The 15959-nt window shown below is 59.7% G+C and carries 17 protein-coding genes, 1 tRNA gene and 1 pseudogene; 14 read left to right on the forward strand and 5 right to left on the reverse strand.

Translation table 11 applies throughout. The annotated features are described in order from the left end of the window. Positions 1–11: 11 nt before the first annotated feature. Positions 12–101, reverse strand: a tRNA-Ser gene (locus D7I37_RS17155). A gap of 448 nt (positions 102–549) precedes the next feature. Between D7I37_RS17155 and D7I37_RS17160 the strand changes: the two genes are divergently transcribed. The 6 genes from D7I37_RS17160 to D7I37_RS17185 all read left to right on the forward strand — a co-directional run bounded on the left by D7I37_RS17160 (position 550) and on the right by D7I37_RS17185 (position 7454). Beyond that, positions 550–2016 carry a peptide MFS transporter gene (locus D7I37_RS17160; RefSeq protein ID WP_061799019.1) on the forward strand — a complete coding sequence of 489 codons (1467 nt, stop codon included), beginning with the start codon at positions 550–552 and terminating at the stop codon, positions 2014–2016. Positions 2017–2143: 127 nt separating this feature from the next. Continuing rightward, the gene (ghrA, locus tag D7I37_RS17165; protein ID WP_061799021.1) at positions 2144–3085 is read left to right on the forward strand and encodes a glyoxylate/hydroxypyruvate reductase GhrA; all 942 of its coding nucleotides are present in this window, start codon (positions 2144–2146) and stop codon (positions 3083–3085) included. A gap of 91 nt (positions 3086–3176) precedes the next feature. After that, positions 3177–3914: a phosphatase gene (locus tag D7I37_RS17170; RefSeq protein WP_061799023.1), complete on the forward strand. Its 738-nt coding sequence runs from the start codon at positions 3177–3179 to the stop codon at positions 3912–3914. Between the two features lie 42 nt (positions 3915–3956). Further along, positions 3957–4541 carry a molecular chaperone gene (locus D7I37_RS17175; protein WP_061799024.1) on the forward strand — a complete coding sequence of 195 codons (585 nt, stop codon included), beginning with the start codon at positions 3957–3959 and terminating at the stop codon, positions 4539–4541. Positions 4542–4707: 166 nt separating this feature from the next. Then, entirely contained in the window at positions 4708–5352 is a 645-nt protein-coding gene (locus D7I37_RS17180) for a tellurite resistance TerB family protein (RefSeq protein WP_061799136.1), read from the forward strand. A 68-nt stretch (positions 5353–5420) separates the two neighbouring features. Further along, positions 5421–7454 carry a S9 family peptidase gene (locus D7I37_RS17185; RefSeq protein ID WP_129544034.1) on the forward strand — a complete coding sequence of 678 codons (2034 nt, stop codon included), beginning with the start codon at positions 5421–5423 and terminating at the stop codon, positions 7452–7454. A 32-nt stretch (positions 7455–7486) separates the two neighbouring features. On the opposite strand, the gene exoX is transcribed toward D7I37_RS17185, so the two are convergent. Continuing rightward, the gene (gene exoX, locus D7I37_RS17190) at positions 7487–8155 is read right to left on the reverse strand and encodes an exodeoxyribonuclease X (protein WP_061799137.1); all 669 of its coding nucleotides are present in this window, start codon (positions 8153–8155) and stop codon (positions 7487–7489) included. A 436-nt stretch (positions 8156–8591) separates the two neighbouring features. Here exoX and dksA point away from each other — a divergent pair, with 436 nt between their 5' ends. Next, entirely contained in the window at positions 8592–9017 is a 426-nt protein-coding gene (gene dksA, locus D7I37_RS17195; RefSeq protein ID WP_061799026.1) for an RNA polymerase-binding protein DksA, read from the forward strand. A gap of 8 nt (positions 9018–9025) precedes the next feature. Here dksA and D7I37_RS17200 read toward each other — a convergent pair whose 3' ends face one another. Further along, a complete protein-coding gene (locus D7I37_RS17200) occupies positions 9026–9922 on the reverse strand; it encodes a LysR family transcriptional regulator (RefSeq protein ID WP_129544035.1) in 897 nt (298 codons plus the stop codon). 152 nt (positions 9923–10074) lie between these two features. On the opposite strand from D7I37_RS17200, the gene D7I37_RS17205 reads away from it, so the two are divergent. Both D7I37_RS17205 and pip read left to right on the forward strand, forming a co-directional pair. Next, entirely contained in the window at positions 10075–10479 is a 405-nt protein-coding gene (locus D7I37_RS17205) for a RidA family protein (protein WP_061799028.1), read from the forward strand. A gap of 146 nt (positions 10480–10625) precedes the next feature. Beyond that, positions 10626–11579, forward strand: coding sequence for a prolyl aminopeptidase (gene pip / locus D7I37_RS17210; RefSeq protein WP_061799030.1), 954 nt, complete (start codon positions 10626–10628; stop codon positions 11577–11579). Between the two features lie 31 nt (positions 11580–11610). On the opposite strand, the gene D7I37_RS17215 is transcribed toward pip, so the two are convergent. Then, positions 11611–11841, reverse strand: a complete 231-nt coding sequence (locus D7I37_RS17215; RefSeq protein ID WP_061799031.1) for a DNA polymerase III subunit theta — start codon at positions 11839–11841, stop codon at positions 11611–11613. A 363-nt stretch (positions 11842–12204) separates the two neighbouring features. Between D7I37_RS17215 and ftnA the strand changes: the two genes are divergently transcribed. The 4 genes from ftnA (at position 12205) to D7I37_RS17235 (ending at position 14724) form a co-directional block, all read left to right on the forward strand. Next, a complete protein-coding gene (gene ftnA / locus D7I37_RS17220; RefSeq protein ID WP_061799139.1) occupies positions 12205–12720 on the forward strand; it encodes a non-heme ferritin in 516 nt (171 codons plus the stop codon). A gap of 276 nt (positions 12721–12996) precedes the next feature. Continuing rightward, the gene (yobA, locus tag D7I37_RS17225) at positions 12997–13428 is read left to right on the forward strand and encodes a CopC domain-containing protein YobA (RefSeq protein ID WP_129544036.1); all 432 of its coding nucleotides are present in this window, start codon (positions 12997–12999) and stop codon (positions 13426–13428) included. A gap of 3 nt (positions 13429–13431) precedes the next feature. Beyond that, positions 13432–14313 carry a copper homeostasis membrane protein CopD gene (gene copD / locus D7I37_RS17230; RefSeq protein ID WP_061799034.1) on the forward strand — a complete coding sequence of 294 codons (882 nt, stop codon included), beginning with the start codon at positions 13432–13434 and terminating at the stop codon, positions 14311–14313. Between the two features lie 69 nt (positions 14314–14382). After that, complete coding sequence (locus D7I37_RS17235) at positions 14383–14724, forward strand: YebY family protein (RefSeq protein ID WP_061799036.1); 342 nt, start codon at positions 14383–14385, stop codon at positions 14722–14724. A 316-nt stretch (positions 14725–15040) separates the two neighbouring features. Here D7I37_RS17235 and D7I37_RS17240 read toward each other — a convergent pair. Beyond that, positions 15041–15332, reverse strand: a pseudogene (locus D7I37_RS17240) (tyrosine-type recombinase/integrase); the annotation flags it as partial. A gap of 255 nt (positions 15333–15587) precedes the next feature. On the opposite strand from D7I37_RS17240, the gene D7I37_RS17250 reads away from it, so the two are divergent. Next, complete coding sequence (locus tag D7I37_RS17250) at positions 15588–15908, forward strand: hypothetical protein (protein WP_129544038.1); 321 nt, start codon at positions 15588–15590, stop codon at positions 15906–15908. Positions 15909–15959: the final 51 nt, after the last annotated feature.

The following is a 15959-nucleotide window of genomic DNA, read 5'->3' on the forward strand; positions in this document are numbered from 1 at the left end:
TCTTCAGAATATGGCGGTGAGAGAGGGGTTCGAACCCTCGATACACTTTCGCGTATACACACTTTCCAGGCGTGCTCCTTCAGCCACTCAGACACCTCACCGTTTTGTCGCCGATAACGCTTTGCGCTGTCGACGGGCGCTAATGTAGGAGAATCTGATCCCAGCGTCAACCCCCTTATGACATTCACATGACCGTTTAGCCAAAGTTACAGCAATTTGCTGATTTACCGAGCGATAGGCGGCTGTTTTTCGCCCCTCGCTGCGGGAACTGTGCGGTAAAATATCATTTCAGATTAATATTTGACCTTTGCTCTTGTTGTTAGCTCAATATATCGCCAATTGCTTAGGTTGCTATGTGGTTATATGCATTAATACTGGATTATTAGTCAGATGTGTCGCTAAATGAAAGGGCGCTTGCGCGGCGGATTTGGCAAGGAATATCACGCCGCCGCGCAGATTGTCGGGTGATGCGCCCGGCGATAACGCAGACAGGGACTGACCTATTACATAATAATGCCGCAGAGGTTCACTTTGACTCCTTCAGACTCCATGCCGGCGTCGCCGCCGCGCCATGCCATCCCCCCGGGCGCCGGGGCGCTGTTCTTCATCCAGATTTTCGCCACGCTCGGCTTCGCCGTGCTGTATTCCACGCTGGTGTTGTACGCCACCAAGCGGCTCGGCTTCAGCGAGGGCAGCGCCAACGCCATGATGGGGGTGTTCGGCGCCTTCAACTATGGCCTGCATATGTTCGGCGGCTATCTCGGCGGGCGCTTCCTGAGCAACCGCAACCTGTTCGTGCTGGGCATGGTGCTGCAGGTGATCGGCTGCGCGCTGATCGCCGTGGCGGGCGTCTGGGGTTTGTACTGGGGGCTGGCGATGTTCCTCACCGGCAGCGGCCTGAACGTCACCTGCATTAATATGATGCTCACCCAGCGTTTCAAGCCGGATGACGATCGGCGCGAGTCGGCATTCCTGTGGAACTACGCCGGCATGAATCTCGGTTTCTTCGTCGGCTTCACCGTGGCCGGCTATTTCCAACTGAGCGAAAACTACCGGGCGCTGTTCCTGTTCGCCACCCTGGGCAACGCGGCGGCGATTATCGTCGCCGTCAGCCGCTGGCGCATTCTGGCGGATCTCAATACGCCGTTGCACGACGCCAGCCGCGCGCAATACCGCTGGCGCATGCTGGTCGGCCTGGCGGTGCTGGTGGCGCTGGTGCCGATCATCCGCGTGATGCTTACCCACGCCGAATTCAGCGGCCATTTCGTGATTGGCCTCGGCGCGCTGATCTTCCTGATGCTGTGCGTGGTGACGCTGCGCCATCATCCGCGCGGCGAACGCCGCAGAATGACGGCCTACCTGATCCTGGCGCTGGGCGCGCTGGTGTTCTGGACGCTGTATCAGTTAGCCCCGATGGGCCTGATGCTGTTCTCCGAACACAATATCGACCTCAACGTTTACGGCATGCGGGTTGCGCCGCAGTGGCTGCAAAATATCAACACGCTGGTGATCGTGGTGGGCGGCCCGCTGCTGGCCTGGTGGTTCAATCGTCTGCGCGCCCGCGGCTGCAATATCGACATCCCCATGCAGTTCTCCGGCTCGCTGTTCTGCATCGGGCTGGGCATGCTGGTGCTGCCGCTGGGCATCGGCCTGGCCGGCGGCGACGGGCTGGTGGCGTTCAAATGGATCGTTATCAGCTACGTGCTGCAAAGCATCGGCGAGCTGATGCTCTCCCCAATCGGTTACGCGATGATCGGCAAGCTGGCGCCGCCGCGCTATCAGGGGGTGATGATGGGCTGCTGGATGATGGTCACCGGCGTGGCGTCGGTGCTGGCGGGCTACGTCTCCGGCCTGATGCCGGAAAACAGCGGCAGCACCCCGGCGCAGACCAATCCGGGCTACAGCGAGGTGTTCAGCGCGCTGGGCTGGGGCGCGGCGGGCGTCGGCGTGGTGATGCTGATCCTTATTCCGCTGTTGCGGCGGCTGATCCGGCGCGAAGAGCCGGTCAGCGCCTGAATATAGCCGGTTAAAAACAGCCCCACTGGTCGGGGCTGTTTTCATTTTGGGCTTTATCGCTTGCATCCGCCGCTGAATCACGGAAGTCTTGAGGAAAACAGACAAAAAACAGACGGGAGCAAGCTGCATGAACATCATTTATTACCATCCCTTGTTTAACGCCCAGGAATGGCTGAGCGGCATCAAGCGGCGCCTGCCGCAGGCCAACATTCGCGAATGGCGGCCCGGCGACGATGGGGCGGCCGACTATGCGCTGGTGTGGCGCCCGCCGCACCCGATGCTGGCCAATCGCCGCGATTTGAAAGCGGTATTCGTCCTCGGCGCCGGCGTTGACGCCATTCTCGATCAGGAACGTCAGCACCCCGGCACGCTGCCGGCCGGCGTGCCGCTGCTGCGGCTGGAAGATACCGGCATGTCGCAGCAGATGCAGGAATACGCGTTGAGCTATGTGCTGCGTTATTTCCGCCGCTTCGATGAATACCAGCTGTTGCAGCAACGGCAGGAGTGGCGGCCGCTCGATCCTCACTCGTTGGATGATTTCACCATCGGCATTCTCGGCGCCGGGGTACTGGGCCAGAGCGTGGCGCGCAAGCTGACGGAGTTCGGCTTCCGGGTGCGCTGCTGGAGCCGCGGCCCCAAGCAGATCGACGGCGTGGAGAGCTTCGCCGGCGAGGCGCAACGCGCGGCTTTCCTCGACGGGGTAAAGCTGTTAATCAACCTGCTGCCCAATACGCCGGAAACCGTCGGCATCCTTAACCGCCGGCTGTTCGCCCAGATAGCGCCGGGCGCCTATCTGATCAACATCGCCCGCGGCGCGCATCTGGTGGAAGAGGATCTGCTGCAGGCGTTGGAGCAGGGGCAATTGGCCGCGGCAACCCTGGACGTGTTCGCGCGCGAGCCGCTGCCCGAGACGCATGCGTTCTGGCGTCATCCGCGTGTCACCATTACCCCGCATATTGCTGCCATCACCTTGCCGCAGCAGGCAATGGATCAGATCGCCGCCAACGTTCGCGCGCTGGAGGCCGGGCAGCCGCCGGCGGGCGTCGTTGACCGGCAACGTGGCTACTGATCCTTCAGCCCGCGTGAGGTAACTGCTAAGCTGAAACTATCACCGTGCCCGTCCCGCACTTCTCCGGGCGGGACGTCAGGAAGGAGAAATAATGTACCCCGTTGATTTGCATATGCACACCGTCGCCAGCACCCATGCCTACAGCACGCTGCACGATTACATCGCCGAAGCCCATCAGAAGGGCATCAAGCTGTTCGCCATCACCGACCACGGGCCGGACATGGCCGATGCGCCGCACTATTGGCACTTTATGAATATGCACGTATGGCCGCGCCTGGTGGACGGCGTGGGGATCCTGCGCGGCATCGAGGCCAACATTAAAAACCTGCAGGGCGACATCGACTGCACCGGCCCGATGCTGAACGCCACCGACGTGATCATCGCCGGTTTCCACGAGCCGGTATTCGCGCCGCAGGACCGGGCCGCCCACACCGAAGCGATGATCGCGGCGATGGCGCAGGGCGACGTGCACATCATCAGCCACCCGGGCAATCCGCGCTATCCGATCGACATTCCCGCGGTGGCCGCCGCCGCCGCCAAATACGAGGTGGCGCTGGAGCTGAACAACTCGTCGTTCACCCATTCGCGCAAGGGCAGCGAAGCCAACTGTCGGGCTATCGCCGCCGCGGTGCGCGACGCCGGCGGCTGGCTGGCGCTGGGCTCGGATTCGCACATCGCGTTTTCGCTGGGCGGTTTTGAACACTGCGAACGCATTATCAAAGAGGTGGCCTTCCCGCAGGAGCGCATTCTCAACGTCAGCCCGCGCCGCCTGTTGGACTTTCTCGAGCGGCGCGGCAAGCCGGCGATTGCGGAATTGGCCGATTTGTGACATCGTCCCGGCAAATTTTTCTGCATTGTATAAGGCATTATCATGAATGAGTTTTCCGTCGTCTGTCGCGTGCTGGGTACGCTGTTCTACCGCCAGCCGCAGGATCCGCTGCTGGTGCCGCTGTTCACGCTGATCCAGGAGGGCAAACTGCAGCAGCACTGGCCGCTGGAGCAGGATGAGCTGCTGACGCGGCTGCAGCAGGGCTGCGACGTCAACCTGTTGTCCGCCGATTTCAACGCCATGTTCGTCGGCGGCGAGTGCAGCGTGCCGCCGTTCCGCTCCGCCTACGTTGAAGGGGCGAGCGAAGCGCAAGTGCGCACTTTCCTGCAGCAGCGCGGCATGCCGCTGGGCGAAGCGCCGGCCGATCACTTCGGTTCGCTGCTGTTGGCCGCTTCCTGGCTGGAAGATCAGTCGCAGGAAGACGAAGCGCAGGCGCAAATCACCCTGTTTGACGACTATCTGCTGCCGTGGTGCGGCCGTTTCCTCGGCAAGGTGGAGGCGCACTCGACCACCGGGTTCTACCGCACGCTGGCGTTGCTGGCTCGCGAAGCCATCCAGGCGATGCGCGATGAGCTGGCGGAGTATGAGCAGGATGAAGACGCAGAGCCGGGCGAAGAACAGGCCTGATCCGCTTAACGACGGGCCGGGCAGGCCCGTCAGCGTTTTTCCCCCGCTACACACAGGTTTGCATCCCCCATACGTAAATTGACAAAAAATCCCCTAATCTGGCGGTTTACCGGCGGTCTGGCTGGCTGTGCCTGCGCGCCTCGTTTTCTTACGCAAGGGGTAGATGATGAAAAGTAACTGGATGCAGCAGATTCAATCGATGATCGGCCAGAAGGCCGGCGGCTCGGAAGGCATCGGCAAGCTGCTGGCGCCGACCGCGCTCGGCGGGCTGGTTGGCGTGCTGTTGGCGAACAAGTCTTCGCGCAAGCTGGTGGGCAAATTCGGCAAGAACGCGCTGATCATCGGCGGCAGCGCGGCGGTGGGGGCGGTGCTGTGGAACAAGTACAAGCAGCGGGTCAGGGAAAGCCATCAGGGCGAGCCGCAGTTTGGCCTGCAAACCACCCCGGTGGATCTGCGCGCCCGGCGGCTGGTGCAGGCGTTGGTGTTCGCCGCCAAGAGCGACGGGCATATCGATGCGGACGAAAAGCGCGCCATCGATCACAGCCTGGAGCAGCTGCAGGTGGGGGAAGAGGCGCAGGCCTGGGTGCAGGAGGCCATCGACCAGCCGCTGAACCCCGACCTGATCGCCCAGAGCGTGAAAAATGAAGACGAAGCGCTGGAGGTCTATTATCTTAGCTGCATGGTGATCGACGTCGATCACTTTATGGAGCGCGGCTACCTCGACGCGCTGGCGCAGTCGCTGAAAATCCCGGCGGACGTCAAGCAGGGCATTGAAAACGACGTCAACGAGAAAAAGCGCGAGCTGGCATAGCGCCGCTTGGCAAGCCGGGGGGAATCGTGTCACTCTTGCCTTAATCAATGTAAGCGGATGATTTAGCAATGATGACACCCCCTAAGGCCGAAAAACGCCCTTATCCCATCACCCTTCACGGCGACACGCGCGTGGACGACTATTACTGGCTGCGCGACGACGATCGCGCAGACCGGCAGGTGCTGGACTATCTGCAGGCGGAAAACGCCTTTACCGATGCGATGCTGAAACCGCAGCAGGCGCTGCGTGAAACCCTGTATGAAGAGATGGTGGCGCGCATCCCGCAGCAGGAGCATTCGGTTCCCTACGTCAGGCACGGTTTCCGCTACCAGACCCGCTATGAGCCGGGCAATGAATACGCGCTCTATGTGCGTCAGCCGGAGGCCGAGAGCGAAAATTGGCAGGTGCTGCTCGACGGCAACCAGCGCGCGGAAAACAGCGAGTTCTACACCCTCGGCGGGCTGGAAGTCAGCCCCGACAATCAAAAGCTGGCGGTGGCGGAAGATTTCCTGTCGCGCCGCCAGTACGACATCCGCTTCAAAAACCTGAGCGACGACGGCTGGAGCGGCGAAGTGCTGGAAAACACCTCCGGCAGCTTCGAGTGGGCCAACGACTCCGCCACGGTGTATTACGTGCGCAAGCACGCCAAAACGCTGCTGCCTTATCAGGTCTACCGCCACGTGGTGGGTAGCGACCCGCGGCAGGACGAACTGATCTACGAAGAGCTGGACGACACCTTTTACGTCGGGCTGGAAAAAACCACCTCGGAACGCTTTATCCTGATCCATCTGAGCAGCACGACCACCTCGGAAATCCTGCTGCTGGACGCCGACCGCGCCGACAGCCGGCCGCAGATGTTTGTGCCGCGCCGCAAAGATCACGAGTACGCCATCGACCATTACCACCAGCATTTCTATATCCGCTCCAACAGGGACGGCAAAAACTTCGGCCTGTATCAGAGCGAGCAGGCCGATGAGGCGCAGTGGCAAACGCTGATCGCGCCGCGCGCCGCGGTGATGCTGGAGGGGTTCAGCCTGTTCCGCGATTGGCTGGTGGTGGAAGAACGCAGCGAAGGCCTGACCCTGCTGCGTCAAATCCACTGGCGCAGCGGCGAAGAGAAGCGCATCGCCTTCGACGATCCGACCTACACCACCTGGCTGGCGTACAACCCGGAGCCGGAAACCGACCTGCTGCGCTACGGCTATTCGTCGATGACCACCCCGACCACGCTGTACGAGCTCAACCTGGACAGCGGCGAGCGGGTGCTGCTCAAGCAGCAGGAGGTGAAGCATTTCACCCCGGAAAACTACCGCAGCGAGCGGGTGTGGGTGACGGCGCGCGACGGCGTCGAGGTGCCGGTTTCACTGGTCTACCGCCAGGACAGTTTCCAGCGTGGCGGCAATCCGCTGATGGTGTACGGCTACGGCTCCTATGGCAGCAGCATGGATCCGGCGTTCAGCGCCAGCCGCCTGAGCCTGCTGGATCGCGGCTTCGTGTTCGCGCTGGCGCACATTCGCGGCGGCGGCGAGCTGGGCCAGCTGTGGTACGAAGACGGCAAGCTGTTCAACAAACAGAACACCTTCAATGACTTTATCGACGTCACCGAAGCGCTGATCGCACAGGGCTACGGCGACGCCGGCCGGGTGTTCGCCATGGGCGGCAGCGCCGGCGGCTTGCTGATGGGGGCGGTGATCAATCAGGCGCCGCAGCTGTTCCACGGCGTGGTGGCGCAGGTGCCGTTCGTCGACGTGGTGACCACCATGCTGGACGAGTCTATCCCGCTGACCACCGGCGAGTACGACGAGTGGGGCAACCCGAACGAGCCGGCCTATTACGATTACATCAAGCAGTACAGCCCTTACGATCAGGTGAAGGCGCAGGATTACCCGCACATGCTGGTCACTACCGGTTTGCATGATTCGCAGGTGCAGTATTGGGAGCCGGCCAAGTGGGTGGCGAAGCTGCGCGAGCTGAAAACCGACGATCGCCAGCTGCTGCTGTACACCGATATGGATTCCGGCCACGGCGGCAAGTCCGGGCGCTTCAAAGCCTATGAGGATATCGCGCTGGAGTACGCCTTCATTTTGGCGCTGGCGGTGTAATGCGGAGCGGGTGGCCTCTGCCGCCCGCTGTTTTAACCGATCAGATAGTATTTCAGCGTGTGCTTCATGTCGGGGCTGAGATCTTCGATGGATTTCAGCATCCAGCGCAGATAGCCGGGATCTTCCTGCGCAATGCGATCGATCTCCTGCCCGCGGTATTTGCCGAACTTGAACTTCTTCAGCAGCACCGGTTGCTCGGTGATCTGCGCCATTTGCTCCGGCGTCCAGCCCGAATCCTTCATGATGCGCTGCAGCAGCGCGGCGGTGACGTAGCAGTCATACAGCGCGCGGTGCGGGTACAGGGTGGCGTCTTCCGGCAGCTGCACGTCCAGATCCAGCGCATAGCGCAGATACTGGTTGCCGTATTTGATGTCCGGGTACAGGGTGCGCGCCAGCTTGAGGGTGCAGATCCAGGCGCCGTTCATTTCCGGCAGCACGCCGCGATCGAAGGCCGCGTTGTGCGCCACATAGTAAGGGCTGCCCTGATAACGGCCGATCGCCACCGCGATGCGCGGTTTACCCTCCACCATTTTTTCGGTGATGTGATGGATAGCCATCGCCTCGATGCCGATCGGCCGATCCGGGCTGACCAGATCGCTCATCGGGTTGGCGATTTGCCCGTCGATCAGATCGACGGAGGCCACTTCCACCACGCCGCCGTCCAGCCCACAGGTTTCGGTATCTATTACGCGTAAAGTCATGGTTTCCTCGGAGTTGCCGCAGGCATTCAGCTTAACCGGCAGCCGCGGCCGTGCCAACCCCTGGCGCGCAGAAGGCCGATTTCAGGCAATAAAAAACCCGCCTCGGCGGGTTTAACTACGGGTGGAAGGACGCTTACTCACCAGATGGATGCGCTTTTTTGGCGCGTTTATCGGCACGTTTTTCAGCTGGGGTTTTCAACGGCTTCTTCTTCGCATTTTTTTTGCTATCCATTCCCTTACTCATGATGGCCTCTCAGTTACCTATGGTTGGGTGGGTTGCTCAGCCATTAACCCCCTTACGCCGACCGGATGCAAGCGGCAATGCGCGCATTTTGAACAATGGGCTGTTTATCCACGTAATTTTGTTTTCGCTGAACGGGTGCCAAAAACAATCGATATGTTATAATGTAACACTAGCTATTTATCGGAGAGCGCAATGACAGCCATGATGTTACTCAGCCCGCAGCAGCTGCTGGCGATGCCGGAGTCCGACTATATGAACCCGGCGCAGCGGGCGTTTTTCCGCCAAAAGTTGCTGGACGAGCGGCAAAAGCTGCTGCTGCATATCGAAACGCTGAAGCGGGATATCGACGGCGGCGACGCCAGCGGCGACGAAGCGGACAAGGCGGCGCGTGAAGAAGAGCTACGTTTGCTGTTCCGTCAGCTGGATCGCGAAAGCCGGCTGTTACCGAAAATCGACGCGGCGCTGGCGCGGCTGCAAACCGGCGAGTATGGCTATTGCCGGGAAACCGGCGAGCCGATAGGCCTGGCGCGCCTGCTGTTGCGGCCCACCGCCGAGCTGAGCATCGAGGCGAAAACCGCGCAGGAAATGCGCGAGCCGCACATGCGCAAGGCCGGATAACCCCGGCGTCAGCCGCTTAATTCCTCGACCATCAAATCGATAAAGCGCCTGACGCGCGGTTCCAGCAAACGCTTGTTGGGGTAGAGCGCGACGATGCGCACCTCTTCGCCCTCGACCCCGGCCAACACCCGCCGCAGACGGCCGGCGGCCAGCGCTTCCGCCGCCAGAAAATCCGGCAGGCAGGCGATGCCCAGCCCCGTCAGAGCGGCGTCGCGCAGCGCTTCGCCGCTGTCGAAACGCAGGCGGCCGCGAGCCGGCGCCCTGACCCAATCGCCGTGCGCGTCACGCAGTCGCCAACTCTGCTTTTGGCTGCGGCTGCTGAATAACAGGCACTGGTGTTCTGCCAGCGCATCGATATTCCGCGGCTCACCCCGGCTGGCGAGGTAGGCGGGGGAAGCGCACAACAATGCGCGGTATTTGGCGACCCGCCGCGAAACCAGGCGAGTGTCCGGCGCCGTTACGCCTATCCTCACCGCCAGGTCAAAACCTTCGTCCACCAGATCGGCCAGCCGATCGGAAAAGCTCATCTCGACCTGCACTTCCGGCCAGGCCGCCAAATACTTCGGCAACAGCGGCAGCAATACCAAACGGCCAAAGGCGGCGGGCACGGTTAGCCGCAGCACGCCGCGTGCGGTGCCGCCAGCGCCGGCCACGCTGGCCTCCGCGTCGTCGACCGAGGCGAGAACCTGCAGGCCGCGCCGATAAAATTCCCGGCCCTCGTCGGTGAGGCTCAGCGCCCGGGTGGTGCGATTCAACAGCCGTACGCCCAGGCGTTGCTCCAGCCGCGCGACGCCTTTCCCCGCCGCCGATCGCGACAGCCCCATCGCCAGCCCGCCGGCGACGAAGCTGCCGGCATCGGCGACCGCCATAAACACCTGTATGTCATTCAGATTTGCGCGCAGCATGCCCGGTTCCCGATTAGCCGATGGCCCAGCGGCCAAGATAACAGATTCGATTTGCCGGCGGTGGCGTCAGCGTCGTTTCTGTGGCGACGTCCATTCGTCAATCATCCGATTATAGTCTTCAGCGTAACCCTATAACCGGCAGGAGAAATGACATGGCGAACATCATCAGGCATTACGATCACGGGGTGGAGTGGGAAGAAGGGAACGGAGTGACTCAGGGGTACTGCGTCAACGGCGTGCTTTATATCTCGGGGCAGTTTTCCCACGATATGCAGGGCGGCTTTGTCGGCGCGGGCGATATCGACGCGCAGACCCGGCAGACGCTGGACAACCTCGACCGGGTGTTGGCGGGGCATGGCGCCGACAGGTCGAATCTGGCCTGCGTGGAAATTTACCTGACCGACGTACCGGCGCATTTCGCCCGATGCGTCGCGCTGTTCAGAGACTATGTCGGCGATCATCGCCCGGCCGGCACCCTGATCGGCGTCACCGGGCTGGCTTCGCCCGAGCAACTGGTGGAAATCAGCGCGGTGGCGCACCTGAACCGTTCGGTCTAGCGGGCGTTTTAGCGACAAGTCGCCTTCATTTTGAGCAAACGCGCGCAGAGTTATTGGAGAGCGTTAGAGTTTTCGGGTTTTACCGTTGACCTGGTGGGCCGCTTCGGCTTTGATGAAGGCATGACCCACTTAGAGACGGAAGCGCCATGGAACAATTACGAGGTTTGTACCCGCCGTTAGCAGCATATGACAGCGGTTGGCTGGACACTGGGGATGGCCACCGGATCTACTGGGAGCTGAGCGGTAACCCGAACGGGAAGCCGGCGGTATTCATTCATGGCGGGCCGGGCGGTGGCATTTCCCCTTATCACCGCCAGCTGTTCGACCCCGAGCGCTACAAGGTGCTGCTGTTCGATCAGCGCGGCTGCGGCCGCTCAAAACCGCACGCCAGCCTGGACAACAACACCACCTGGCATCTGGTGCAGGATATCGAACGCCTGCGCGAGATGGCCGGGGTAGAACGATGGCTGGTGTTCGGCGGCTCCTGGGGATCCACCCTGGCGCTGGCCTATGCGCAGACGCATCCGCAGCGGGTCAGCGAAATGGTGCTGCGCGGCATCTTCACCCTGCGCAAGCAGGAGCTGAACTGGTACTACCAGGACGGCGCCTCGCGCTTCTTCCCGGAAAAATGGCAGCGGGTGCTGTCGATTCTGTCCGCGGAGGAGCGCAAGGACGTGATTGCCGCCTATCGCCGGCGGTTGACCGCGGAAGATCTGCAGGTGCAGCTGGAAGCGGCGAAGCTGTGGAGCGTATGGGAAGGGGAAACCGTGACCCTGTTGCCGAGCACCGAATCCGCCTCGTTTGGCGAGGACGATTTCGCGCTGGCGTTCGCCCGCATCGAAAACCACTATTTTACCCACCAGGGCTTCCTGGACAGCGACGACCAGCTGCTGCGCAACGTGCCGCTGATCCGCCATATTCCGGCGGTGATCATCCATGGCCGCTATGATATGGCCTGTCAGGTGCAAAACGCCTGGGATTTGGCTCAGGCCTGGCCGGAAGCCGAGCTGCACATCGTGGAGGGGGCGGGGCACTCGTTCGACGAGCCCGGCATTTTGCACCAGCTGATGCTGGCCACCGACAGGTTCGCCGGCAGGTAACGCGCAGGGCCCGCCATAGCGGCGGGCTTTTTTATCTGGATTTGGGTTCGTAAGGCAGGCGCGAAAACTTGTGCGATTCTACGCGGTAGTGCGCCACGCGCTCGCGGAAGTAATCACGCAGATATTCCGGCTGTTCGCGCTCCACCACTTCCGGGATCACCGGCATGTTGTAACGCTCTTTGAACGCCACGCCAGAGGCGGCGAGATCCACGTTCACCTTGTCCATCTCTTCTTTGGACAGCTCTGCCAGATTGTAACCCATCTTCTGCTCCTTACCGTTGCCGCATTGAATCTGCGCAGAAGGTAATGCACCCGGCGGCGCTTGGCAAGCCCATTGCGCCGGTGAAATAACCGCTCGGCGGGGGCAAGGTTATTTCTTGCCGAAAGGGTAATGCAATGTGTTTATTTTCTTAAATAAGAACGATTCGCTTTTTGAGCGACCCTGTAGATGTAAATAGTTATCATAATAATTTAAACAATCAGCTCAATGATATTTTATCTTGTTGTTTTTATTGTTATTTTAAATAATTAAAGATTTAATGTAAATCAGGTGTTTTTATTTTTAATTACCCAAGGCATAATGCGCGAAATTAAATTCACGACCTGCAAAATAAAAGGAATCATTATGCTGACGCAAGAAATGACCAAGAAGCTGAATGAGCAACTGAATCTGGAGTTCTACTCCGCCAACATGTACCTGCAAATGAGCGCATGGTGCAGCGATAAAGGCTTTGAAGGCGCCGCCGCATTTCTTAAGGAGCATTCTCAGGAAGAGATGCAGCACATGCAGCGTCTGTTCGATTACCTGAGCGATACCGGCGCTCTGCCGCTGCTGGGCACCATCGCCGCGCCGCCGGTTGAGTTCGAATCCCTGGCCGACGTATTCCAGCAGACTTACGAACACGAACAGCTGATCACCCGTCAGATCAACGAACTGGCGCATGCGGCCATGACGGCGCACGACTATTCCACCTTCAACTTCCTGCAGTGGTACGTTGCCGAGCAACACGAAGAAGAGAAGCTGTTCAAATCCGTATTGGACAAGCTGGCGCTGGTGGGCACCAGCGGCAAAGGCCTGTTCTTCATCGACAAGGATTTGAAGAAAATGGGCGCCGCCGAGAACGGCAACGGCCAGGCCTGATAACGGGTGCAGAAAACCGCGCGCCGGGCCGCTGCCTGACGCGCGGTTTTTTTATGCCCTACGTTTGTGCGGCTATGCAGCGATACGTGCTGCCGGATCGCAAAATGCCAGTGATGCGCTCGACTTGCCGCGGGGCGATCGTTATCATTTACCGCGATACGCTACAGGGATGGTAGAGATTCAAAACAGCGGGTTAGCTGATTAACCTCTTATTCTGTTTACCCGTGGCGCAATCATTTGCGGTGGGTTGGGGCCGCTGATTCATCGCCTTGGCTGATGGCCTCACCCATATCACCCTCGTTCCTCGCTTTAAGGGATACCACTGTGATCGGTAAAATTCGTTCCTCATATCGCCTGCTTTCCACCCTTTTCGTGCTGTTTGTCGGCCTTTCTTCGCAGCAGGCGCTGGCGCATGCCCACCTGAAAGTTGTCACCCCGGCGGCCGACGCCAGCGTGAGCCCGGCACCGAAAGCGCTGACGCTCAATTTCTCCGAAGGCATCGAGCCTAACTTCAGCGGCGTCAAGATCACCGGCCCGGACAACGCCGCGGTGAAAACCGGCAAGTTGAAACTCGATCCGAACAACAATACCCAGGTTAATCTGCCGATCGAAGGCGAGCTTGGCGCCGGCAAATATAACGTCAGCTGGCACGTGGTTTCGGTCGACGGCCATAAAACCAAAGGCCAGTACAGCTTCACCGTCAACTGATCAATGAGTCTGGCGACCCTGTTCGTTCTGTGTCGCTTGGTGCACTTTGCGGCGGTGATGCTGATGTTTGGCGTCAGCCTGTTCACCGCCTTACTGTCGCCGCAGCGCCTTTCTCCGTATCTCACCCGTGACGTGCGTCCTTTGCTGGTCTCTTGCACCTGGCTCGCCGGGCTTTCCGCCGTGGCGCTGCTGGCGGTACAGGCCGGGCAAATGGGCGATGGCTGGGAGGATACCTGGCGGCTGGAGGTGTGGTGGGCGGTGCTCGGCACGACCTTCGGCGAAGTGTGGCGCTGGCATTTGGGCCTTGCGCTGCTGGCGCTGCTGAGCCTGCTGCTGCCGGAGGCGAGGCGCATTCAAGCGCTGGCGCTGTGCTCTACGCTGCTGCTGGTGAGCATGGCGTTTATCGGCCATGCGGCGATGCACCAAGGCGCGCTTGGCGTACTGCATCGCGCCAACCATGCGCTGCACCTGCTGGCCGCCGGTTACTGGTTCGGCAGCCTGTTGCCGCTGCTGGTTTGCCTGCGCTACCTGCAGCAGCCGCAATGGCGCCGCGACGCCATCACCACCCTGATCCGTTTCTCGCGCTGGGGCCACCTGGCGGTGGCGGCGGTGATCGTCACCGGGGCGGTCAACAGCCTGATCATTCTCGGCAGCTGGCCGCTGAACGTGGCTTCGCCGTATCAGCGTTTGCTGTTGTTCAAAACCGCGCTGGTGGCGCTGATGGTGATGGTGGCGCTGGCCAACCGTTACGCCATCGTGCCGGCGATGAGCCGCGTGCCGAAGCTGGCGCAGCGCGGGCTGGTGTTGGCCTGTTGGATTGAAGTGGGACTGGGCGGGGCGGTGCTGCTGCTGGTCAGTTTATTTGCAACCTATGCGCCGGTATAAGATTACGGCTTGCCGGATGCCGGTAAACTGCGGGAAAATCGAGTCAAATAGCAACCTGAAGGCCATCAAATGAAATCGGTATTACTTGGCATTACGCTGCTGGCAACCGCGACCGGCGCGCTGGCGGCAGACAAACTGGTTAACATCACCAAGCTGGAGTACGGCAAGCAGTGGGCGTTCACCAAAGAAGAAGTGACGCTGCAGTGCCGCAGCGGCGGCGCGCTGTTTGTGCTCAACAACAGCACCCTGATGCAGTATCCGCTCAACGACGCCGCCGAAGCGCAGGTGAAGGCGGGGCAGCAGCGCGCGCAGCCGCTGGATGTGATCCTGCTCGATGACGCCGCCAACCCCGGTCATAAAATGAACCTGGCGCCGTTCCGCGAACGCGCCGAGAAGCTGTGCGATAATTAACCGCTTGTTCGCCAACGGCTTGCCGGGATCCTGACGTTCGATACGCATTCACGCCGCATTGATTTCGTCATGAAACTATCACCCGCCCGCCCGGCCGCTGGCAAAAATAGCGCGGTAGGCTACTCTTAAAGTGCATGGCTGAACAAGCCCTGCACTAAATGCCAACTTTTAGCGCACGGCTCTCTCCCAAGAGCCATTTCCCTAGACCGAATATAGGAATCGTATTCGGTCTTTTTTTGTGTGCTTGATTTATAAGGTTTTTTTATTCCCGGCTTGAAATTACTCGAATTTTACTCGAATTTGGATATTCGGTCTTTTATAGCATCACGTATTCTTTTCCCCTTGCGTCCAGGTATTTCCCCGTCATTTTTTCGGATTTATGCCCCAGCAATTTTTGCGCAAACTCCTTCCCTTTTTCCTTCTCATACAGCCTGCCAGCCAGACTCCGGATCTCATGAAATGTCGGTGGGCATTCTTCAAAATCCAGTCCAGAAGCTTTTCGCGCGGACACAAACTTTTTCGTTAAACCATCGGGGTGTAAAGGTCCATCTGGGCTGTTTTTTTCTGATGCCGGCACTGAGCATAAAATCTGCTGTGCTTGCGCTCCTGCGCCAGACTGCCAGCGCAACCGCCGGCGCCGCTGTTCCTCATTCCCCCTGAATCCGTATTCACCCCATGCGAGCAGCCGCAGTTGGCCGGCGACACATGGGGCGACGCCGTCAGCTACACGCTGGTACTCCAAACATCACTGCAAATTTGTGCCGGCCAGGTGGACACGCTGAACCAATGGCGTGAAAAAGTAGTGAGGAACAATTAAGAACGATGTGGGTCTAATCTGAAATTTTCATTAATGAGGTGACAAAATGAAGGGACTCATATTTTCTTGTCTGATTTTATCCATGCAAGTTATGGCGGGAACACCCCCATATTTTCAATCCACCCCAATTGGACTGAGTGAGCCCACAGAAACAGTAGTCCTGGTTCCCAGAGAGAACAAGGAACTGTTCACAGACTCGGGCTCTAATGAGGGGTATTACTGCTATTACGATGGTAAAGCATTCTCTCTTGGTTCAACTTTAAAAGACAAGGTATGCAAGCTTGTTGATATTAAGACTGACAAGCCTCTTTTAAAGCTAGCTATCCCTCAATGGATTAGTGATGGTGAGGCGAGCGGTAAGAAGTAACAGAGCATTGATAACGGCCCGCTACGGTGGGTTTTTTTATTGCCTATCACA

The sequence above is a fragment of the Serratia sp. 1D1416 genome (assembly GCF_003641105.1).
GTDB classification, from domain to species: Bacteria; Pseudomonadota; Gammaproteobacteria; order Enterobacterales; family Enterobacteriaceae; genus Serratia; species Serratia ficaria.